The organism is Klebsiella sp. CN_Kp066 (genome assembly GCF_040065135.1).
Classification (GTDB): Bacteria; Pseudomonadota; Gammaproteobacteria; order Enterobacterales; family Enterobacteriaceae; genus Klebsiella; species Klebsiella oxytoca.
The window spans coordinates 1-22293 of record NZ_JBEAIU010000035.1; the positions used below are offsets into that span (position 1 = coordinate 1).

Here is a 22293-nt window from a genome sequence, read left to right on the forward strand (position 1 = left end):
TTTGCGCCGCCCCCGGGAGCAAAGCGCAGAGTGGCATAATTTCCCGGAGGCGGTGGTCAACCCGTTGTCCGCAGATATTGGTGAATCTGTAGCCCGGCTAAGCGCAGCGCGAGCCGGGAATCTGGTAGGGACGGCGGGTTACTTGAACCCCACGATCGGGTGAGGTTTATACGGTGCTTCCAGCTTCTCAATCTGCTCTGGCGTCAGCGTTAAATCGACCGCATGCAGCAGTTCATCCAGCTGTTCCTGCCTTGACGCGCCGATAATCGGCGCGGCCACGCCGGGCTTGCTCAATAGCCAGGCCAGCGCGACCTGAGCGCGCTCGGCATCAAGCTCTTCCGCGACCTCCGCAAGGTTTGCGGCAATCTGCTCGTCATTCTCATCCATGGCATTATAGAGCGACTTACCGAATTCATCCGATACCAGGCGGGCGGTAGTTTCTCCCCAGGGACGCGTCAGACGACCGCGCGCAAGCGGGCTCCAGGGCATTACCGCGACCCCTGCGCGGCTGCACAGCGGTAACATCTCATTCTCTTCTTCACGGTAAATCAAATTGTAATGATCCTGCATGGTGACGAAGCGAGCCCAGTTATTTTGCTCCTGCAATGCCAGCGCCTGCGCGAACTGGCGCGCATGCATCGACGATGCGCCGATATAGCGGGCTTTACCCGCCTTGACGACGTCGTTGAGCGCCTCGAGGGTTTCTTCAATGGGCGTGGTGTAATCCCAGCGATGGATCTGCAGCAGGTCGACATACTCCATGCCGAGACGGCGCAGGCTGTCGTCAATAGATCGCAGGATCTGCGCCCGCGACAGTCCCTGCAGCAGATCGCCCACCTGATGATAAACCTTGGTCGCGACAATCACGGAATCGCGTCGGGCATATTCGCGCAGCGCGCGGCCGAGGATCTCTTCGCTGCTGCCGTCAGAGTAATTATTAGAGGTGTCGAAAAAGTTAATCCCGCCTTCGAGGGCGTATTTAATGAGCGGGCGGCTGCTCTCTTCCGGTAAGGTCCATGCATGGTTGCCGCGGTCCGGTTCGCCGAAGGTCATACAGCCAAGGCAGAGCCGAGAGACGCGGAGATCGGTATCGCCAAGAGGGATATAGTGCATAGTGCGCTCCTGCTACGGATAAAAGTATCCCTTAAGCATAGCAGGAGCGGTAACGGCAATTATGCTAGCCAGGCGTGGATTTTGGCTTCAATTCCTGCGGCGTCGAGGCCGAGATCGGCATACGCTTCTTCCTGGGTTCCCTGCGGAATGAAGAAATCAGGCAGGCCGAGATTCAGCACCGGCACCGCGCGACGGCGGGACATCAGCAGCTCATTCACGCCGCTGCCCGCGCCGCCCATAATGGCATTCTCTTCCAGCGTAACCAGCACCTCGTGTTCTGCGGCCAGCTGTAGCACCAGCGCTTCATCCAGCGGTTTGGCAAAGCGCATATCCACCAGAGTGGCGTTAAGCTTCTCCGCGACTTTGGCGGCCTGTGGCAGCAGCGTGCCGAAGTTAAGGATGGCGATCTTCTCGCCTTCGCGTTTCACCACGCCTTTACCGATAGGCAGCGATGCCAGCGGTTCAAAGGCAGCACCGGTACCGGAGCCACGCGGATAGCGCACTGCGCTCGGGCCGTCGTTGTAGTGATAGCCGGTATAGAGCATCTGGCGACATTCATTCTCGTCGCTTGGCGTCATGATAACCATATCCGGGATGCAGCGCAGGAAGGAGATATCAAATGCGCCCTGATGGGTCTGACCGTCAGCGCCAACGATTCCTGCGCGGTCGATAGCGAACAGCACCGGCAGCTTCTGGATAGCGACATCGTGAATCACCTGGTCGTAGGCGCGCTGCAGGAAGGTTGAATAAATCGCCACCACCGGCTTATAGCCGCCAATCGCCAGGCCAGCGGCAAAGGTGACCGCATGCTGTTCGGCGATAGCCACGTCGAAATACTGGCCGGGATACTTTTTCGAAAACTCGACCATTCCTGAACCCTCGCGCATCGCGGGGGTAACGGCCATCAGCTTGTCATCCTTTGCGGCGGTTTCGCACAGCCAGTCGCCGAAGATTTTCGAGTAAGTTGGCAGGCCGCCGCTGCTTTTAGGTAGCACGCCGCTGGTGTGATCGAACTTCGGCACCGCGTGGAAGGTAATCGGGTCTTTTTCGGCGGGCTCATAGCCGCGGCCTTTTTTGGTCATGATATGCAGGAACTGCGGACCTTTCAGATCGCGCATGTTCTTCAACGTGTTAACCAGACCGATAACATCGTGGCCGTCCACCGGCCCAATGTAGTTAAAGCCCAGCTCTTCAAACAGCGTCCCCGGAACCACCATCCCTTTGATATGTTCCTCGGTGCGTTTGAGCAGCTCTTTAATCGGCGGTACGCCAGAGAAGACCTTTTTGCCGCCTTCGCGCAGCGTGGAGTAGAGTTTTCCGGAAAGCAGCTGCGCCAGATGATTGTTTAGCGCGCCGACGTTCTCAGAGATCGACATTTCGTTATCGTTGAGCACTACCAGCAGGTCGGGTTTGATATCACCAGCGTGGTTCATCGCTTCAAACGCCATCCCGGCGGTGATCGCCCCGTCGCCGATCACGCAGACCGCGCGACGCTGCTTATCTTCTTTGGCCGCGGCGATGGCTATGCCGATGCCGGCGGAGATAGAAGTGGACGAGTGGCCGACGCTAAGAACGTCATACTCGCTCTCCCCGCGCCAGGGAAAGGGGTGCAGTCCGCCTTTCTGACGGATAGTCCCGATTTGATCGCGGCGTCCGGTCAGAATTTTATGCGGGTAAGCCTGGTGGCCGACGTCCCAGATAAGGCGATCGAAAGGCGTGTTATAGACGTAGTGCAGCGCCACGGTTAGCTCTACCGTGCCGAGGCCGGAGGCAAAGTGCCCGCTGGAGCGGCTGACGCTGTCCAGCAGGTAGCGCCGCAGTTCGTCGCACAGTTTCGGCAGGCTATCTTTCGGCAACAAACGCAACTCCTGGGTGGAGTCCACCAGCGCCAGGGTCGGGTATTTGGCAATATCAAAACTCATCAGAGACTCATTTATTGTTTATTTATCACGCTGAATTATGTAATTCGCGAGCGCTTCCAGTGCCGTGGTATCCAGAGATTGCGCGGCCAGCTCGTTTAACGACCGGCGGGCGTCGGTAATCAGGTCATGGGCCTTTTTCCGGGCTTGCTCAAGTCCCAGAAGGGCGGGGTAGGTACTTTTGCCCAACTGCTGGTCGGCTCCCTGACGTTTGCCAAGGGTGGCAGTATCCCCTACCACGTCGAGAATGTCATCCTGGACCTGGAAGGCGAGACCGATATTTTCTGCGTATCGATCGAGAGCGGGCAACGCTCTGCGTCCGGCTTCACCTGCGCTCAGTGCGCCCATTCGTACCGCTGCGCGAATCAATGCACCGGTCTTATGGCGATGAATACGCTCCAGCGACGGCAGGTCAACCTGATGACCTTCCGCTTCCAGATCCAGCGCCTGACCGCCGCACATCCCGGCGATGCCGCTGGCCTGCGCCAGTTCAGAAATCATCGCCAGACGATCGCGATCCGGTACTTCTGGCATCGGCGCATCACTCAGTATAGAAAACGCCAGCGTTTGTAGGGCGTCTCCAGCAAGAATTGCGTTCGCTTCACCGAATTTTATATGGCAGGTCGGCTGTCCACGGCGCAAATCATCATCGTCCATTGCCGGAAGATCGTCGTGCATTAGCGAATAGGCATGGATGCATTCGACGGCGGCGGCGGGAGCGTCCAGCGTAGCGCGGCTAACGCCAAACATGTCGCCGGTCGCGTAAACCAGAAACGGGCGCAGGCGCTTGCCGCCCAATAGTGCGCCGTACTGCATGGCTTCGACCAGCGGAGTGTTCTGAAAGGGCTGCGGAGCGATAAAACGACGCAGCGCTTCGTTAGCCTGCTCAACGCACGACTGTAGCTGTTGCGGAAAATCCATTTATTCAGCGTCCGGCGTAAAAGGCGTCAGCGGCGCATCTTCGCTATCCGCCAGCAAAATTTGCACGCGCTGCTCGGCCTGCTGCAGCTTTGCCTGCCCCTGGCGCGCAAGCTGTATGCCGCGCTCGAATTCGCCGAGCGCTTCTTCTAGCGGCAGCGAGCCGCTTTCCAGACGATTAACAATCTGCTCCAGCTCGCCCAGGGCGGTCTCAAAGCTGGCCGGGGCCTCATTTTTCTTTGGCATAGTGAATATAGACTCTTGTTATGTCTCGATGGCTATCAATATGGTAACGAAGTCGCGCGGTTAATCAAATAACGCGCAATGCCAGGTGAAAAGCGTCCAACAGTGGTATACTCCGCGCCCTGGATGCAGACGCCGATCGCGCCTGTACAACTTTTTATGCTTAAAGCCCCGTCGGGCTTGCCAACGAATATTGTCGCCATGAAGTTTATCATTAAATTGTTCCCGGAAATCACCATCAAAAGCCAATCTGTGCGATTGCGCTTCATTAAAATTTTAACCGGGAACATTCGTAACGTTCTCAAAAACTATGATGAGACGCTTGCCGTCGTTCGTCATTGGGATCATATCGAGGTTCGGGCAAAGGATGAAAACCAGCGCCTGGCTATTCGCGATGCCCTGACCCGTATCCCCGGTATTCACCATATTCTTGAAGTCGAGGACGTTCCTTATACTTCCCTGCACGATATTTTCGAGCAGACGCTGCCGCTGTGGCGTGAAGCGCTGGAAGGTAAAACCTTTTGCGTGCGCGTTAAGCGCCGCGGTAAGCATGAGTTTACCTCAATCGAAGTCGAGCGCTACGTTGGCGGCGGTTTGAACCAACATATTGAAACGGCGCGCGTGAAGTTAACCGACCCCGATGTGACGGTGAACCTCGAGATTGAAAACGATCGCCTGCTGCTGGTTAAAGGGCGCTATGAAGGTATTGGCGGTTTCCCGATCGGCACCCAGGAAGACGTGTTGTCGCTTATTTCCGGCGGTTTCGACTCCGGCGTCTCCAGCTATATGCTGATGCGTCGCGGCTGTCGCGTGCACTACTGCTTCTTTAATCTCGGCGGCGCTGCGCATGAAATCGGCGTACGTCAGGTGGCGCACTACCTGTGGAACCGTTTCGGCAGTTCCCACCGGGTACGTTTCGTGGCGATTAACTTCGAACCCGTGGTTGGCGAGATTCTGGAAAAAGTCGATGATGGCCAGATGGGCGTGGTGCTCAAGCGTATGATGGTTCGCGCGGCGTCAAAAGTCGCCGAGCGCTACGGCGTGCAGGCGCTGGTTACCGGCGAAGCGCTGGGACAGGTCTCCAGCCAGACGCTGACCAACCTGCGTCTGATCGACAACGTCTCGGATACCCTGATTCTGCGTCCGCTGATTTCACACGATAAAGAGCACATTATTAATCTGGCGCGTGAAATCGGTACCGAAGATTTTGCCCGTACCATGCCGGAATACTGCGGCGTTATCTCGAAGAGCCCGACCATTAAAGCGGTAAAGGCGAAGATCGAGGCGGAAGAAGAGCACTTCGATTTCGACATCCTGGAAAGAGTGGTAGCGGAAGCGACGAATATCGATATCCGCGATATTGCTCAGCAGACAGAACAGGACGTGGTGGAGGTGGAAACCGTCAGCGGCTTTGGCCCGAACGACGTAATCCTCGACATTCGTTCTGTCGACGAACAGGATGACAGGCCGTTAAAGGTGGAAGGCGTGGATGTGGTCTCTCTACCGTTCTATAAGCTCAGCACCAAATTTGGCGATCTCGACCAGAATAAAACCTGGCTGCTGTGGTGTGAACGCGGCGTGATGAGCCGCCTGCAGGCGCTGTATCTGCGCGAGCAGGGCTTCCAGAACGTGAAGGTGTATCGCCCATAACAAATTGATAACAAGGATGTTATATGATTCCTGAACAACCCGCAGGCCAGGATGGCGTGCCGTTGACGATTTATATTCCGGGACAGTGTTTGTCGTTTTCCCAATACCAGTGGGGAGCGAGGCTGGCCCGGCTCGCATTGCCAGAACGTCGCCGCCGTTTAGCTCCTGTACCCGCATTTCTTATTAGCACACTTATTATGTGGCTGATTTTTGCCTTTTTTTCGTCATTGAGCGATGGTCATTATCAGTTCAGATTAAGCGCCTGGTCCATTAGCGATGGGGCGGGCGAGTATCTTTTCAGGTTACGCAATTCAAAGGTGATAGCCGTTTTTCTGGGATGCTACATTGTCGGCGTGTTGACCATCCGGCTTCTTTATCGCCGATTTCAGAGATGTTGGTCCCGTCGCTTTTATGACGCCAATGAAGCTATTCGCAGCGGATATTGCCTTCAGCTGTGGGAGGAGGGCGTAAGCTGGATGGATCACTCTAATCAAAATTACCGGGCTTTTCTGGCGTGGAGACACGTTAAGGGGATCGTAACTCACGGAAAAATGGATTATTTAGATTTAGGGACCTTAGGATTTTTGTGGATCCCCGTTGATTTAGATGCGTATCCGCGAGCGCAGGTATTCAGGTTTATTGAACGTCATATGTGAAGGTAACGGCGGAAATTTCCGCCGTTGGCTCACGCTTCGTAGTAGTTATAAATTCCCGCCGCCATGACCAGCTGTGATGCGACTTCATGGGCTTTTTCACGCCCAACCAGCAGATCAATTATCTTTAAAGCGAAATCAATGGACGTCCCGGGTGCCTGGCTGGTAAGTAGCTTAACGCGAGCATCCCAGACGACGCGCCTGTCCTGCCACTGCCCGGCAGGAATGCGATCTTTCAACCCGGGAAATCCGGTCATATTGCCGATGGGGAACAGATTATGCGGCACCAGTACGGTGGCCGCCGCGGCGCAGATCGCTGCGACGATACGCCCGGAAAGGTGAAACTGACGCACGGTCTCAACCAGCAGAGGGCTGTCGCGGAAGCACTCGGCGCCCTTAATGCCGCCAGGAAGAATGATGATATCGAAGTCGCCATCGGCCACTTCCACCAGTGGCGCATCGGCCAGCAGCTTGACGCCGCGGGAGCAGACAATCGTCAGATCGCCATCGCTGGCGACGCTGGCGGTTGTGACCTTTATGCCGCCGCGAACGAGTAAATCTATGGTGGTGACCGCTTCGGTCTCTTCGCTACCAGGGGCGAGGCAAATCAGTGCCGACGCGCTCATATTCATTCTCCTTACGCTTAACCAGTTCAAACAGACGGGTATTTTCAGGTACGGCTATACCGTGGGCTCGGGCACGCTTTAGCAGAAAACCGGTAATATAGTCGATTTCCGTATGGCGCTGGGCGAGAATATCCTGCAGCATTGAAGAAGTATTTTCTGCCGTACTTTCAATAACCTGATGAACATAGAATAACAGGTTTTCCGGCGAGGTATGCATCCCCTCGCGCTCCATAACCGCCGCAACTTCATAGCAGATGTCAGCGACCTCCTGAGGATATTCGCGTAAGGCGCCGTTCTGGCAGTTCTTCAACGCCGTCAGCGGGTTGATCACGCAGTTAACCGCCAGCTTACTCCAGATTGCGGGGTAGATATTATTATGCCAGGCAACGTCAGGTAGCACGCCCTGGAGCACATCGGCAAGATAACTGTAGTCCTGCGGATAATTTTTCGCTGGACCAATGTGGCTGGTGCCATTGGCAACATGGACAATGACGTTGCCGTCGCGGCGAGCAGCCTGGGTTGTCGAAGCCATCAGCAGCGGCTGTCTGATGCTTTTAAGCTCATCCACGGTTCCCATACCATTATGCATGAGCAAAACAGGCGATGATGAGGGCAAAATTGCGCTCAGATTTTTCACCGCGTTGGAGACCTGCCAGGCTTTCAGCGTGACCAGTAACAGGTCGCTACTGGCGAGAAAATCAGGATCGTTAGCGATAAATGATTCATTAAACACGCTACCGTCGGTATCAATGACATTGACGCTACAGAATGGCTGGGGGACGCGTAACCAGCCCTGGACTTCATGCCCGTGTTTGTACAGCGCAGTTAGCCATAACTGTCCCAGTGCACCGCATCCGAGTACGGTTACTTTCATTATTCCTCCTCACCTGTGAGTGCTGCATCAGGTGCTCATGGCTAAAGTATAGCGTTATCAGTTATCCTTTCGGGATAACAAGTTGAGTTATGTCGCGTTGCAGGTATTATGCAACGCAAAAGAAACTGAAGGAGAGGAAAAGATGCCATCTTTCGATATTGTCTCTGAAGTCGATCTTCAGGAAGTTCGAAACGCCGTAGAGAACGCGACCCGTGAGGTTGAATCGCGTTTTGATTTTCGTAACGTCGAAGCGAGCTTTGAACTGAACGAAAAGAACGAGTCCATCAAGGTCCTCAGTGAGTCTGATTTCCAGATTAATCAACTGCTGGATATTCTGCGCGCCAAGCTGCTTAAACGCGGAATTGAAGGCAGTTCTATTGAAGTTCCGGATGAGTTCGTGCACAGCGGTAAGACCTGGTTTGTCGATGCAAAGCTGAAGCAGGGAATTGAGAGCGCGACGCAGAAGAAAATCGTTAAGCTTATTAAGGACAGTAAGCTGAAGGTGCAGGCGCAGATCCAGGGTGAAGAAATTCGCGTTACTGGAAAATCTCGTGACGATCTGCAGGCGGTTATGGCGCTGGTACGCGGCGGTGATTTAGGTCAGCCGTTCCAGTTCAAAAATTTCCGCGATTAGCCAGTATGCTCAGATAGTACGCGCTTATCCGGCCCATTAGAACGGTCGGATAAGCCGTCGCTCATTTTCACTCACGTTCTGAATCATGACATTTTAAATGTGAAATAAATGAATTCAACTACAAAATAATATTCCCTTTAGTTAATCAATCTCCTTTCAGCCTCGCAACAGCGGCTTGCTCTCAGACATTAAACCCGATATCGATTATGACTGGTAAGCGGTACAGCACGCCAGTTGCATAATACTGGCGATAGCCGGCAAGGTTATGTCCTTGAGCTTGCATTCAAATATATTTCATGTTTTGCCATGCTAACTCCTTAATAGACTATTCATTGACGTATTAGCGCTTTTACTCATCAAAGAGTCGGTTGAATTATTCGACTTTCACTATGTTGCCGCCATATAAAATTTGTACGGTAGGGGAATATGGAGATGTTTTTATTCATCGTACTTATTATTTACCTGCCTGGTATTTTTATAATTTAATGGTCAATGACACATTGCATAAGGTATCAGAAATTGATGAAAATAAAATTAAAGCAATTTCAGATAGGTAATACTAACTTCCAGATGTTTACAAGTATCCTCACTTTATCAATATTGTGAAGTGAGTTTACGAAAGAATAGCGACTGACCGAATGGTGTCTTTATTTGAGGTTGTTTCAAAAGTCCAATAAAATCAAATTGTTGAAGGCCGGCTTTGAGCGGTGTTATTCTTTTTGGTTTCGCATGAAACAATAGTAAACACAAGGTTGAGGATATTAGAGATCTTCCGATTTATTTTAAAGATAATATTCATTCTTGATCTTCATCATGAAGGTCTGGAAGTTGATATAATGGGTAATAATTCACTTTTGTTTATGAAACTATTCGAGGAAAGTATAGCGAAGTCAGTTAAGTGTTGTATGAAAGCTGTGGCCGGCAGGGATAATATCAGCGGCCTAAACCATAAGGTGCAGAACAGAGATAAGCTTACGCGGATACAACCTCTGCAGAGGGTAAAATTCGTAAATTAAAAATATAATCGACTAAATATTTTGCTTAAAAATACTAAAGTTTATGCTTCATATATTTCATAAATCATATTGGTTGCTGTATACAAGATGTTGATGAATTGGATGTGATTTACACACAAGGATCGGTGCACTAATTAGTGTGCTAAAAATGGCCTGATGTGAATGATGATGCTTGCACATTGTGTAATTCCATTAGGCTGTGCTCTATCAATACTATCTGAAAAGGTTTATATGAAACATTACGCGAATAAAAAAAGAATGCTAAAATTAAATCCTGTTGCTGCTTCAATATTACTGCTTTTACCGGTAATGGCCCAAGCTGATATCTCAATCATTAATGGGAACGTCACGTCAGCAAACGGTGTTCCTGTTGTGAATATTAAAGAAGCAAATAGCAAAGGACTCTCACATAACGTTTACGAAACACTAAACGTGGGCAAAGAAGGGGTGATTTTCAATAACTCCGCCAGCGCCGTGCAAACGACTCTGGCCGGGCAGATTGAAGGTAATGCTAATCTCGCGGGTGGAACCGCGAAAGTTATTTTGAATGAAGTAACTTCAAAAAATGCAAGTACCATCAACGGGATGATGGAAGTGGCCGGCGACTCTGCTCATCTGATCATTGCTAACCCAAATGGGATTACCACCCAAGGGGGTGGTTTCATCAATGCGGAAAAAGGGACGCTGACGACCGGTACGCCAAATGTAAAAGATGGTGCATTAACTGGTTATACCGTGAAGGGCGGCAATATTACTGTTGGTAACTTCCAAAGTGAATCACCCACAGAAATTTTAGCCCGCAGCGTCAAAGTGAACGGAAGTCTAAGAGTTGATGAGCTATCAGTCACCGCAGGCAACAACGTTATCGATGTCGATGGTTCTATCACCGGCACAGTGGAGGCCATCGATAAAGCTGCTTCCTATGGCGTGGATGTCTCTAAACTCGGCGGTATGTATGCCAACCGCATTAATTTGATTAGCACTGAAGGCGGCGTTGGGGTACGTAACGAAGGGACTATTGCCGGCGGTGCCAGTGGCCTTAATATCACTAGCAACGGTAAGCTAATAAATAACAGCGCTATGATCCAATCTAGTGGCGACATAGCTGTAAATACCCATGGTGCTCTGGATAATATAAACGGTAAAATTAACAGCGGTAGAAGTATTACAATTGATACTGCCAAAAGCAGCATCAATAATACCACTGGGGGAAACATTTCTGCTGCATCAGATATTAACATTCTAAGCGGTGCACTGGATAATGCCAATGGTAAGATTGCATCTGGAGGAATGTTAACGGTTAATACCAACAATAATAAGCTGAACAACTCCGGAAGAAGCAAAAACGCTGGTATCGAAGCGGCAATAGTACTTATCGAGAGCGGAGAACTCAGCAATAGTAATGGTCAAATACATGGCAATTATATTAATCTAAAGAATAGCTCTATGGCTAATAACTCTGGCGTTATTGATGCCGATGGAAACGTAGAGATTAATAGTGCTGGTAATATAGAAAATATAACTGGCTTGATTCGCTCCAGTGCAGCTAATGTAAAAATAACAACTACTAAAGCTATTAAAAATAACAATAATAAATCACTCGATCCGGCCGGTGCTGAGGCCAAAGGTATAATTTCTGGAAGCGGCACAGACATCTCGGCAGATTATGTCTTTAATAATGCTGGAACAATCGCCTCAGCTGGTGATATTAAATTAAAGACCACTAGAGATATCGATAACTACCAGGGGAAAATTGAAAGTAGTCAGAATATTTCAATCGAAGGTCGTGAGCTGCGGACCAGCCAGGCAGGAATCAATGGTATAAAAGGTGTTAATATCGAGCTTAGCGACAAATTTGATAGCCGTCTTGCTATGGTAACGTCTACCGAGGGTGACGTATCGATTAAAGCTAACAAAATTATTAACGACAGCTCATTGATTCTCGCCAAAAATATCAACGTTGAATCAGGCTCATATCTGGACAGCAAGTATTCAATGATGGTCTCCGATGAAAACCTGACGTTAAAGGCGGAAGGCGACATTAATGTTAGTTCTAGTAACATGTTTGGAGCTTATGCTGGACAATATTTCGGTTATATCAACCAGGAAGGCGGTGTAATCGCCGGTAAAGATCTGAATATTACTGCAAAAAATGTCAACAATACTTCTGGACGTATTATCTCTCAGTCGGGAGATGCTAACATTAACCTTTCTGGTAACCTGGCAAACAACAAAGGGCAGGTGGTTGCTAATTCTGGCAACATGAACATCGCTGCCAAACATGTTGCTGCAGATTATTCAACCGTTTACAGTGCAGGCAACATGAATATTAATGTTGACTCGCTGTCTTTAGAAGGTAACGGTTCTATCGCTAAAAATACCGCAACTGGTATTATTTCCTCAGATAGAGATATTTTCATAAATGTTAATGGTGATTATTTCAATAATGGCTGGATTAGTGGCAAGGGGGATGTGACTGTAAAAAGCACCGGCTATTTAAGAAATTCTCATACCATTAATGCTGACGGGAATCTTAACGTTAGTGGATACACTATAGCTAACAATAAAGATATCGTTTCTGGCAAGGCATTGACAATTACTACCAATACTGACTTGACCAACAATGCTAATGGTAATATCACTGGGTATACGACCAGGGTCGATGCTAATAATGTCTCTAATATGGGTAACCTGGTTGCTTCATCCCAACTCAATTTGAATGTGGCAAATAATATCTATAACTATTTGAATATCTATACCGAAGGAAAAGCAGTAATCAATGCCAAAAAAGTTATCAATACTGGCTTTTGGGCTGTCTTTGGTGGGGCTCAAGGACTTCAGACAGCTGCAAATATAACAAATATATTTGGTACTGTGGTTGGTAAATAGATAGAACGCTAAATATAAGGTAAAGGCAGCAAGGGATTGCTGCTTTTACCTGTCAGGAAACGAAATGGATATTCGATATATTTTCAGCGCGGCCTTGATATTAATGAGTTTCAGCTCGAAGACGTTTGCAGACATGCCACTCGGGCGTATGATAAAAGAACAGCAGAGTAATGATAATACATCAATCAAAGAACGGAAGATTGAAAAAAAAGATGTTTTTTCGCAAGCCGTACAGGAAATAGCGGTGGATAGCGATTTTCCGCAAGAAACGCCATGCTATGATATTGACGAGCTTATTCTCGAAAATGACTTCCTGAACGATCGCTGGATCCAAAAAATTAAAAAAAGAATCACCGGTAAGTGTTTAGGGGTCAAAGGATTACAAAAAGCAGCTGTCGTTTTGCAGGATCACTTTATAAATTCCGGGTACATAACAACCCGAGTCGAGATACCTTCTCAGGATCTTTTGACTAAAAAACTAAAGCTGCGAGTTATTCCTGGGCGAATATCACAACTTATTATATCTGATAATGATATAAGTACATGGGGGTTGCCCTTTAAGGAAGGGGATATTCTGAATGTCAGGGATATTGAGCAGGGGCTGGAAAATATACAGAGGACGCCTTGGGTTGATGTTAAGATAAATATCATACCTGGCGTTAACAACGGTACCAGTGAAGTTGAGATTAAACCTCAGCGTACTAAAAGATGGAATTTAAGAACAACATATAACAATTTTGGTGATAAAAGTACTGGCAACCAACTCTTAGGGACAACCGGTTATCTTTATAATTTAACGAAATCTAGCGATCTTTTTTATTTGGCCGGTACCAGTAGTCAGACAGGAGGGTATAAAAATGTTAGCACCTACTATAGTATCCCTTTTGGATACTCTGAATTAAGCCTTTTTTATAGTAGTAGTAAATCAAAACAGAGTATTGATGTTGGCCCCTATGATTTTGACTATGTGGGGAAGACGCAGTACTTCAGCCTTAAGGGATCACGAATGCTGCATCGTGATGCGAGTTCAAAGCTTTCCGCCAATGCAGAACTTATCAGACGCAAGTATGATTATACATTAGGGGGGGAAGAATTAGTTTTACAAAAACGCGATATGAGTAATTTGAAGCTCGGGGTAAATTACAAGAAAAATTTCCCCGGGGCCGTGTTAGATTCCAGTTTAAGCTGGCTGCGTTTTATCAAGGCCTTAGGAAGTACAGAAACGCCGGATATGCGTAACGGAGATGTAAGTCGCCAGAGTCAGATCATGAATCTGAATGTGAATTATATGAAATGGCTAACTTCATTACCTGTTGATGCTTATTATGAACTTAATCTCGGTGTACAGTATACGCCGGATAATCTTACTCTACAGGATCAGCTTACTATAGGCGACCGTTGGAGTGTTCGTGGCTTTGATGATAGTGGAGGAATTTATGGTAATAAGGGATTCTATATACAGAACACGCTCAATCTTATTACAGGTTATAAAAACATAACTCCCTATTTTGGTCTGGATTATGGCCAAATCATCGGTAAGGTCCCGGTACAGGAGATTGAGAGTAAAAAAATAATGGGCGGCATAACCGGTTTAAAAGGAGTTGTTTATGGTTTGGAGTACGATTTATCCTTATCGAGCCCTTTTGTCTACCCCGATAATTTAAATGTAGATAAGTATAAAGTTAAGTTTAACTTTAATTACCAATTATAACTATCGTAGCGATAAATCATGCGTGTTGGTACGGATATTGTTGAAGTGGAAAGAATTATTCAGGCCTTGACGAACAGCAATTCTTGCTTTTTACAGAGAGTGTTTACTCATGCTGAGATTAATAAAATTAACCCGCACGACCCAAATTATGAGCGCGCTTCTGGGTTCTGGGCGGCAAAAGAATCAATTGTAAAAGCAGTAGGTTATGGGTTTAACAATAAAATCCGCTTTCATGATATTGAGGTTACGCATGATGAATATGGAAAGCCAGCGTTTTTGATAACCGGAAGACTGAAGGAAATCCTCGATGAGCAAGGAGTTGCTAATATCTCCTTAAGTATCTCTCATTGCCGTACTCATGCAATCGCAGTGACTATTCTTTGTTAATTAAGGTGATCAATAGATATGTATAATTATAATGACCTCGTTGATAAAACCGTATTAGTCACAGGTGCCAGCGGTGATATCGGTCACGCCATTTGCGGCAAATTTCTTGAGCAAGGATGCGTCGTTTATGCACTTTACTGCACCAATAAAGCGCAGTTGATGGAGCTTCAATCACATCATCCTGCTGGAAAAAAACTTCATCTCCTGCAGGGGGATCTATCGAATCAGGAAGATGTTGCGGCCATATGTGCACAATTATCCAGTGATAAAGGAAAACTGGATGTTTTAGTGAACAATGCAGGAATAGTGAAAGATAACCTCTTTGCTGCTATGACTTTTGATGATTTTAGCTCTGTTATTAATACTAATCTTCTGGGGCTTTTTCGCTTGACTAAAGAGGTCTTACTTTTGTTACGTTCGGCCCAGAACCCTGCAATCATTAATGTTGCATCTATTGCTGCTATTGTTCCGAGTATTGGTCAGGTTAATTATAGCGCTTCCAAAGGTGCCATTTTAAGTTTCACACGAACGCTGGCCGCTGAGCTTGCGCCACGGGGCGTACGAGTAAATGCCGTTGCGCCGGGAATGATCGAATCAAAAATGGTTAAAAAAGTGTCTCGTACGGTAGTGCGTGAAGTCACTAATTCAATTCCGCTTAAGCGCCTTGGGAAATGTGAAGAAGTTGCAAATACTATTGTTTATTTGAGCTCTTCTGCTTCAAGTTATATTGTCGGGCAAACCATCGTCATTGATGGTGGTATGGTTATGCGGTGATATATGTCAAAATTTAAGATCCCGACAAAAGTTTTTCTGGCTATGGGTGGGTGGCGCCAGCCATTGTTAATGGTAGATAGAATCGATGATTTTAAGTATGGCGAGAATGGGTATGTTAAAGTGATAAAGCATGTCACTTATAATGAACCGTATCTTCTTGGCCATTTTCCTGAAGATCCTATCATGCCAGGGGCTATTATTTCGGAGATATTTGGCCAAGCTAGTGAATATTTCTCTTTTTTGTGTGACATTTGCGATATTTATCAACTACGCACAGGGCGAGAATTTCTAACTCTGCGTGATATCCACACATATATAGATCAACCTGATATGCTTGAAGTTATACATAAGCGTCGGGCACAGGTACGTGGAGTACTGGCTGCGCAAAATTTGAAGTTTAAAGCCTCAGCTTATCCGGGGGATACTATTGAAGTGGTAAGTAAACTCGCGTTTTCTGACAATAATGGCTTTAAACATTACTCGGTTATTGCCAATGTAGGTAAGAAAATTATAAGCCAGGGCACCATTATCAATTTTCGGGAAGTTTTATAATTTATCGTAAGGGAATGTTATGACTGATATTAATGAGAAGATCGATCAAAGAAAATCAATACTTGTGACTATAAAAGCGGAGCTTATTCATCGGCTTAATATTCAACGTGAAGAGCATCAAATTGATGACGATACTCCTTTGTTTGGTAATGGACTGAAGTTGGACTCTGTTGATGCGACGGAGATTATCGTCATGCTTGATAAGGCTTTTAACATTCAAGTGCAAGAAGGGGATGATCCATCATATATGAGAAGTATTAATAGCCTTGCTTCATTTATTATTCAGAAAAAACATTCCTGATGTCAATCATGTTAATTTATAAAGGTGTTTTATGAGCTCGCTTTTCGATTTACATTTAGAAGATAATGCTGTGATGGGCAATTATAACAACCGGAGCATACCTTCATCCTATCATGATATTTTAGATGAATATAAAGCGGTGAGAGAGAATGCTTTGCTGGTCGACTACTCTCATATGGCCATTGTTAGCGTAACAGGTGAAGATGCATGGATTCTTGTAAATCACATTGCCTCTGCTGACATTTCAATTGTACGAGATGAACAAGGAATTTATTCACTCGTCTTAAATGACGACGGGACTATCCTTGGTGATATGTATGTGCTGTGTGCTATGGATGGTTATTATATATTGTCTGAAAATATTTCTGTTGCCAGGATTATAGAAGTCCTTAAGTTCGCAGCGGAAAAATATGATGATTTAGGTATTCAGGAGATCCCGGAAATAAAATCCATGGAAGACGATAACTGGGGGGCTATCATGCTTGAAGGGCCATATTCCTGGGAGTTGATGTCCGAGATCTATGGATATGATATCATCGGTCTTCCTTATTGCGAATACATGAATACTGAAGATGACTTAATTGTCTTCCGCTGCGGTAAGCATGGGGAGTTTGCCTATCAAGTAATTGGCCCTCAAAGTTTACTCGTTGAACTATGGGTTAAATTACAAAAGATAGGAGTTAAGTACTTACTTAAAACTGGCGGTTTGGATTACCAGCGTATAGTTCGCGTAGAAAATCCTGGCTGGGATCAAAGCATTTACGCAGAATATTCAACAAACCCTGTCGAATTACAATTGCAGTGGGCTATCCAGTATGACAAGGAAGATTTCATCGGCAAAGCTGCTGTTGAGCTGATGTCTGCCCAGAGTGCTGCTCGCAAAGTTGTTGGCATTGTTCCGTGCGTTAATTGCGCGTCGCTTAGCAAGGATGATAAAATCCTTGTTAATGGGCAGACCGTTGGGTTTATTATTAATGCTGTATATTCTCCGGCTGCGCAAAGTTGGATAGCGTTGGCGTTTATTAATACCCCTTATGCACTATCAGACATCGACGGTTACATAATAAAAACAGCGCACGGTGATATTGCGGCAAAAACTAAAACTTTACCATTTATATATAATTTCAGTTTGCTGGTTAACCCGACAACGCATAGCTATATTGATCCATCGAAAGCGAAAAGTGTTTTATAAAGCATAGAGTATTAAAGTTAACTTGCTAAACACGGTCGTTATTTTTTATTTGCTGTTTAAATCAAGGGTTTTCCGGATATTATGAAAACAAACAGGAAAAGAGTAGTTATTACAGGGATGGGCATCCTGTCATCTCTTGCGGATAATATTGAGGATTTCAGGCTAGCCCTGCTACAGAAGGGAAATGGTATTACTGATAGCGCACGTTTTTCAGAATGGTTTGAAAACGCACGGGCGGCCGAAGTACTACATGAAATCGATTGTCCTGAATTATCTGAGGAGATTATTGCCTCGCTCGATAACGCTGCGCTGTGGGCATATAAGGTTGGCAGGGACGCGTTGATACAGGCCGGCTTGGTTAACTGCCCTCGTTGCCTTGATGAGATGGGCTTAATAGTTGGCGTTTCCTCTGCGGGTACAGAAGCCTTCCTGCCGCTTTTTGAGCAGCGAATTCAGGATTTTTCCTTACGTAAGGCGATGTATTCCGGTGGCTTCTCTTCCTGCTGTTCCAGCGTTTCGACATTGTTAGGGCTGAAAGGTGGAGTCGAACTTGTTGCCACGGCCTGTACAGCAAGCCCTAATGCCGTAGGTATGGCATTCGATTATATTCAGAATGGCAAGAGTAGCGCTATGCTGGCAGTTGGGACGGAGCCGATCTATTTACCGACCTTTGCTGGCTTTTATGCTCTCAATGTCATGCATCCCGTATCCTGTTCACCTTTCTCTGGCCAATCCGGTATGTCAATTGGCGAGGGGGCGGGGGCTATTGTACTGGAAGAGTATGAACACGCCATTGCACGCGGCGCTACCATCTATGGCGAGATTCTTTCTTATGCCACATCCTGCGACGCTTACCACGAAACAGGGCCCGATCCGCGAGCCAGCGGAGCAGTACAAGTTATGTTAAAGGCCATGGCTAATGCGGGGATTACACCCGATCAGGTTGATTATATTAATGCGCACGGAACAGGTACTGAAGCTAACGATCAAATCGAAACGTTGGCGATGAAAAAAGTGTTTCGCGACATTGAAAATATTCCGATCAGTTCTACGAAATCCTACTTTGGCCATAATATTGGCGCTGCCGGAATCGTTGAACTTATAGCTTGCCTGGTCACTTTGCCTGACCAACAGGTACTACCTACCCTTAATTTCACTGAGGCACGGCCTAACTGCGATCTGGATTACGTCCCGAATGAGTTCGTAAAAAAAGATATTAATATCTTTATGAAGAATAACTATGCATTCGGGGGTAACAACTGCTGCATGATTGTAAGCACCAGGCCGGGCTCGGTTCCGGTGACTTCATATGAGGCCAAAAGGGTAGCGATAACTGGCATAGGAGCTGTATCCGCTATTGGGCATCGTATCAATGAAATACTTACGAATATTAGTCAAATTGAAAGCAGCGCCGTCGAGCTTGAGGAGATCATTTTCCCTCAAGATGTATTAATTGAAGCTGAAGAGCTGCTGCATGTTTTAATAAAGAGCAGGCAGTTTGAGGAGCTTTTTGGGGCAAATTATGGCATTGCCAGCTGTGAAGCATCGCATGAACCATCCACCTTTAAAACTTTCCAGGTCAAAGGGATTGAGCCGCGTAAACACCTGCGTCGCTTCGATTCGCGTAAGGCTACTCGCGGCGGTACCTTCGCGCTAATTGCGCTTACGGAAGCGCTAAATATGGCTAAGCGACGTATTAAGCGCGATGGAGAAGAACTCGGTCTGGTTATGGGCATGGCGCGCGGGCCACAAGAGACAACTTATAAATATTTGCAGAGTCTGAAGCCAGACCCTGGAAAGGTACGTACGTCGGAGTTTCCTGGTTCACTGATGAATGCGATTGCAACTTTTTGCGGTATTTCTGAAGGGGTAAAAGGGTACACCACTACTCTTGCAACCGGTGAAAATGCGGCTCTTGGCGCATTAACTTATGGTTATGAGATCATTCGCCAGCAGCTTCAGCCGCAAGTTATTGTCGGGGGCGCTGATGAGTATTTCCCTTCCATGTCTCTATACATGGATGGGGTGACGCAGAAGATTCACGCGGCATCTGATGTCAGGGACTATCAGGTCTATGCTAAAGAAGCGAAGGGCTACGTACCTGGCGAAGGCGCCTGTATGTTAATGCTCGAAGATCCGCTTGCGGCCGCTGCGCGCGGCGCTGAGGTTTTAGCGGAAGTTGTCGGGTATGGTAAATCATGCAACAACAGCTATTTTGATGTTACTCAAATTGATGAAAAATCCAGCGCAATGGCCTTAGCCATCGAACGCGCGCTTAATGATGCAGGAATTTGTGCCAGAGATATCGATTTGGTGTGTGGCACCAGCAACGGAAGCATTGAGAATTCAACAATTGAGTTGAATGCCATATATGAATCATTTCGTCAGGTTAATCCAATAGTCCCGGTAGTCAACTACAACGCCTTTTTTGGCTTCGTGGCTTCGTGTGCAGGCTTGTTGAATCTGATCATACTTCTTGATTGTATTAAAAAGCAGGCAGTTCCTGCTATACCGTATACCAGTGACTTTGTTGATCAGCGTATAAATTTTGTGCGTCAGCCTCTGAATATCAAAATTAAATATGTATTGCTGGTAGGGGCGACGGAAGGCGGCAACTATTACGCAATTATTATCAAAGGATAATACGATGGACAGGAAGTCTATTATTTCTGGTTATAGCGTTCATTTACCATTTGCCGATGATGGTTCACAGCTCATTGCAAATCTGAAACAGGGAAAGCGTGTCAAAACCGCGCCTTGGTTCAAGTCGAATGATGAAGCTATTAAATGTGGGCTTCGTGGTAATGTCAATGTTGCAAAGATGAAATATAGTAATGATAGCATTCCTGAATTACTCTATCGCCTAATTGATGAGGCCTTAAGGCAGTCAATGCTGGATGAGAATTGTCTTCGAGAAGATAATATCAGAGTCTATATTACTGGTATAGGGCCTCGAGTTGATGCTATAGATTATCGTTCTTTCGCTACTTATAATGATATTGAAGATCTCGCGCTGACTCCTTCAATAACCAATTTATGCGCCAAAAATATGTCTCAGGATATAATTGCAGAGCTTTTGGCTAAAAAATATCGTTTGCGGTATCTACCACCGAATATTAATTGCACCAGTAACTCCGGGCTTACAGCCGTTCATCTGGCAAGCCATGCAATTGAGCGCGGTGGTATAGAGCTTGCTCTCATTATTAATATATCCCAGGTAAAATCTCAGGATATTTGGTTTCTCTCAACTCAATCAATGTTGGATACGGATCTTGTTCAACCGTTTGGTGTAAATAGCAAAGGGGTGATCTTTGCTGAAGGTTATAGCGTTCTGGTACTTGAAAGTGACCATCATCGCCTGGCTCGACAACTTGTTGATGGAGTGAGTATCAAGACGGCTTATAAACAGATTAATGCCAGTAGAAGTAACGATGTTTACTGGCAGAGTACCTGTATATTAAAACTAGTCAACCAACTCTTGAATGATACGAGAGTTAAAATTGAGGACGTGTGCGCTTTTATCCCTCATGGTAATGGTACAGCGTTCAGTGACAGCATTGAAGCGAAAGCTATTGCTATTCTGGCAGGGGAGAATATGCTACCAGTCCTCGCTTACAAAGGGCAAATAGGTTATACCGCTACTGGTTCTGGATTGGTAGATTTAATAATTGGTCATCATTCAGTAAGTTGTCATGAGTTAATAAAACCGGTAATTAATGAACCCATTGTTAATGGTATAGCTCACCACTTTCTTACCGGGCCGGGAGTAATAAAACATCACAAGAGTCATTTGCTTAAAACCGGCTTAGGGGTAGATGGTTCTATTATCGCAGCTTTGCTGTCCAATACCGCCAGGGAAGCTAGCTAAATGGATGATGCTATGCATTTATTATCGTTGTCTCTTATGGAGCCCGAGGCACCTTTATTTTTATACAGTCCCAGTTGGCTAAATGTTTGGGAAGCACATTCCTATGATATAGCTTTGAAAAATACCGATACAAATAGCTGGGCTTTTAAACGATTTGGTACTCGCGCAGATGCCTATGACAAAGAAGTAGTGAACAGAACTAATTACATGGCGTATATCTCTGCGTTAGAAAAAGTATCCGATGTCGCAATGCAGGCGTTGCCTCAGAAGGAACGTATGCTATTGATGAAATCACGAACTGCTTTTATCTATGTTGACTCATGGGGAGAAGCGGCTGGCTTTGAATATGATATAAGTACGCTGCATTTATCTACCATTGATACACTACCAAAAAATTTAGTAAAAAAGTTTTCTGTAGATAATGTGACATGCAAAATCCGCGGTGAAAAAAATGCGCTGATTCAGGCAATGCGCCTGGCGCAAGACTATTTAAGCTGGGATATCTTTGATTTTGTCATTGTTTGTGGTGGTTATCGTGCCATACCATTGTTAGCGTTTACCGCAACAAATATTAATCCTCGTAGTAAAATGAAAGAATCTCGAAAAATTCCTGGGATGAATTTATCAATCGAACGCGTAGGATGTTTTATTTTCAGTCAAACAACTGGTGATCTAAAAGTAAACTGCGGGCCCTATTTTAGCGCAGACTCATCACAGTATCAAAAAAATTATGCATCAGATATTGATCTGGTTGCATTTTCCGGCAGGGCCAGTTCGATAACGCCATTTTTTAACCATCCTGTAAAATTACTCGATCTTGAAAAGAAATATGGTTCTAGTGGTTGCATAACGCCTGCTTTGAGCTGGCATCATATTTTTCAGCACGCTTTTAAGGGTGGTCGCATGAGAACAATCTTGCCCGATTATAATGGCGGCTTAACTTATTTTGATACCTGGTATTAACCATGAGGCC

General features: G+C 46.5%; 19 protein-coding genes. 13 read left to right on the plus strand and 6 right to left on the minus strand.

The window, feature by feature from the left end:
* Nucleotides 1-138: 138 nt before the first annotated feature.
* The 4 genes from ABLV75_RS12695 to xseB are packed head-to-tail and all read right to left on the minus strand — an operon-like array spanning nucleotide 139 to nucleotide 4196.
* Complete coding sequence (locus ABLV75_RS12695) at nucleotides 139-1113, minus strand: aldo/keto reductase (protein WP_004099464.1); 975 nt, start codon at nucleotides 1111-1113, stop codon at nucleotides 139-141.
* Between the two features lie 59 nt (nucleotides 1114-1172).
* Nucleotides 1173-3035 carry a 1-deoxy-D-xylulose-5-phosphate synthase gene (gene dxs, locus ABLV75_RS12700; RefSeq protein WP_004099465.1) on the minus strand — a complete coding sequence of 621 codons (1863 nt, stop codon included), beginning with the start codon at nucleotides 3033-3035 and terminating at the stop codon, nucleotides 1173-1175.
* An 18-nt stretch (nucleotides 3036-3053) separates the two neighbouring features.
* The gene (gene ispA, locus ABLV75_RS12705) at nucleotides 3054-3953 is read right to left on the minus strand and encodes a (2E,6E)-farnesyl diphosphate synthase (protein WP_004099466.1); all 900 of its coding nucleotides are present in this window, start codon (nucleotides 3951-3953) and stop codon (nucleotides 3054-3056) included.
* Complete coding sequence (xseB, locus tag ABLV75_RS12710; protein WP_004099468.1) at nucleotides 3954-4196, minus strand: exodeoxyribonuclease VII small subunit; 243 nt, start codon at nucleotides 4194-4196, stop codon at nucleotides 3954-3956.
* A 198-nt stretch (nucleotides 4197-4394) separates the two neighbouring features.
* Between xseB and thiI the strand changes: the two genes are divergently transcribed.
* Together thiI and ABLV75_RS12720 are read left to right on the plus strand one after the other, a co-directional pair.
* On the plus strand, nucleotides 4395-5843 hold the full coding sequence (gene thiI, locus ABLV75_RS12715) for a tRNA uracil 4-sulfurtransferase ThiI (RefSeq protein ID WP_024273832.1): 1449 nt from the start codon (nucleotides 4395-4397) through the stop codon (nucleotides 5841-5843).
* Nucleotides 5844-5866: 23 nt separating this feature from the next.
* The gene (locus ABLV75_RS12720) at nucleotides 5867-6499 is read left to right on the plus strand and encodes a hypothetical protein (protein ID WP_348854990.1); all 633 of its coding nucleotides are present in this window, start codon (nucleotides 5867-5869) and stop codon (nucleotides 6497-6499) included.
* 29 nt (nucleotides 6500-6528) lie between these two features.
* On the opposite strand, the gene yajL is transcribed toward ABLV75_RS12720, so the two are convergent.
* Complete coding sequence (gene yajL, locus ABLV75_RS12725) at nucleotides 6529-7122, minus strand: protein deglycase YajL (RefSeq protein ID WP_004099475.1); 594 nt, start codon at nucleotides 7120-7122, stop codon at nucleotides 6529-6531.
* On the minus strand, nucleotides 7085-7996 hold the full coding sequence (gene panE, locus ABLV75_RS12730) for a 2-dehydropantoate 2-reductase (protein ID WP_004099477.1): 912 nt from the start codon (nucleotides 7994-7996) through the stop codon (nucleotides 7085-7087). The genes yajL and panE overlap by 38 nt, the downstream gene beginning before the upstream one ends.
* A 142-nt stretch (nucleotides 7997-8138) precedes the next feature.
* Here panE and ABLV75_RS12735 point away from each other — a divergent pair, with 142 nt between their 5' ends.
* The 11 genes from ABLV75_RS12735 (at nucleotide 8139) to ABLV75_RS12785 (ending at nucleotide 22283) form a co-directional block, all read left to right on the plus strand.
* The gene (locus tag ABLV75_RS12735) at nucleotides 8139-8630 is read left to right on the plus strand and encodes a YajQ family cyclic di-GMP-binding protein (protein ID WP_004099480.1); all 492 of its coding nucleotides are present in this window, start codon (nucleotides 8139-8141) and stop codon (nucleotides 8628-8630) included.
* A gap of 1178 nt (nucleotides 8631-9808) precedes the next feature.
* Nucleotides 9809-12535: a filamentous hemagglutinin N-terminal domain-containing protein gene (locus ABLV75_RS12740; protein WP_224324037.1), complete on the plus strand. Its 2727-nt coding sequence runs from the start codon at nucleotides 9809-9811 to the stop codon at nucleotides 12533-12535.
* Nucleotides 12536-12599: 64 nt separating this feature from the next.
* A complete protein-coding gene (locus ABLV75_RS12745) occupies nucleotides 12600-14246 on the plus strand; it encodes a ShlB/FhaC/HecB family hemolysin secretion/activation protein (RefSeq protein ID WP_004099482.1) in 1647 nt (548 codons plus the stop codon).
* 18 nt (nucleotides 14247-14264) lie between these two features.
* A complete protein-coding gene (gene acpS / locus ABLV75_RS12750; protein ID WP_004099485.1) occupies nucleotides 14265-14633 on the plus strand; it encodes a holo-ACP synthase in 369 nt (122 codons plus the stop codon).
* 18 nt (nucleotides 14634-14651) lie between these two features.
* Nucleotides 14652-15407 carry a 3-oxoacyl-ACP reductase family protein gene (locus tag ABLV75_RS12755; RefSeq protein WP_004110989.1) on the plus strand — a complete coding sequence of 252 codons (756 nt, stop codon included), beginning with the start codon at nucleotides 14652-14654 and terminating at the stop codon, nucleotides 15405-15407.
* Nucleotides 15408-15410: 3 nt separating this feature from the next.
* Nucleotides 15411-15959: a 3-hydroxyacyl-ACP dehydratase FabZ family protein gene (locus tag ABLV75_RS12760; protein WP_024273836.1), complete on the plus strand. Its 549-nt coding sequence runs from the start codon at nucleotides 15411-15413 to the stop codon at nucleotides 15957-15959.
* A 19-nt stretch (nucleotides 15960-15978) separates the two neighbouring features.
* Nucleotides 15979-16260: a phosphopantetheine-binding protein gene (locus tag ABLV75_RS12765; protein WP_004099489.1), complete on the plus strand. Its 282-nt coding sequence runs from the start codon at nucleotides 15979-15981 to the stop codon at nucleotides 16258-16260.
* A 31-nt stretch (nucleotides 16261-16291) separates the two neighbouring features.
* A complete protein-coding gene (locus tag ABLV75_RS12770) occupies nucleotides 16292-17452 on the plus strand; it encodes an aminomethyltransferase family protein (protein ID WP_004099490.1) in 1161 nt (386 codons plus the stop codon).
* An 81-nt stretch (nucleotides 17453-17533) separates the two neighbouring features.
* Nucleotides 17534-20095: a beta-ketoacyl-[acyl-carrier-protein] synthase family protein gene (locus ABLV75_RS12775; RefSeq protein ID WP_071991980.1), complete on the plus strand. Its 2562-nt coding sequence runs from the start codon at nucleotides 17534-17536 to the stop codon at nucleotides 20093-20095.
* Between the two features lie 4 nt (nucleotides 20096-20099).
* Nucleotides 20100-21320 (plus strand): beta-ketoacyl synthase N-terminal-like domain-containing protein, encoded by a 1221-nt coding sequence (locus ABLV75_RS12780; RefSeq protein ID WP_004099492.1) that lies wholly within the window; start codon nucleotides 20100-20102, stop codon nucleotides 21318-21320.
* On the plus strand, nucleotides 21321-22283 hold the full coding sequence (locus ABLV75_RS12785) for a hypothetical protein (RefSeq protein ID WP_004099493.1): 963 nt from the start codon (nucleotides 21321-21323) through the stop codon (nucleotides 22281-22283).
* Nucleotides 22284-22293: the final 10 nt, after the last annotated feature.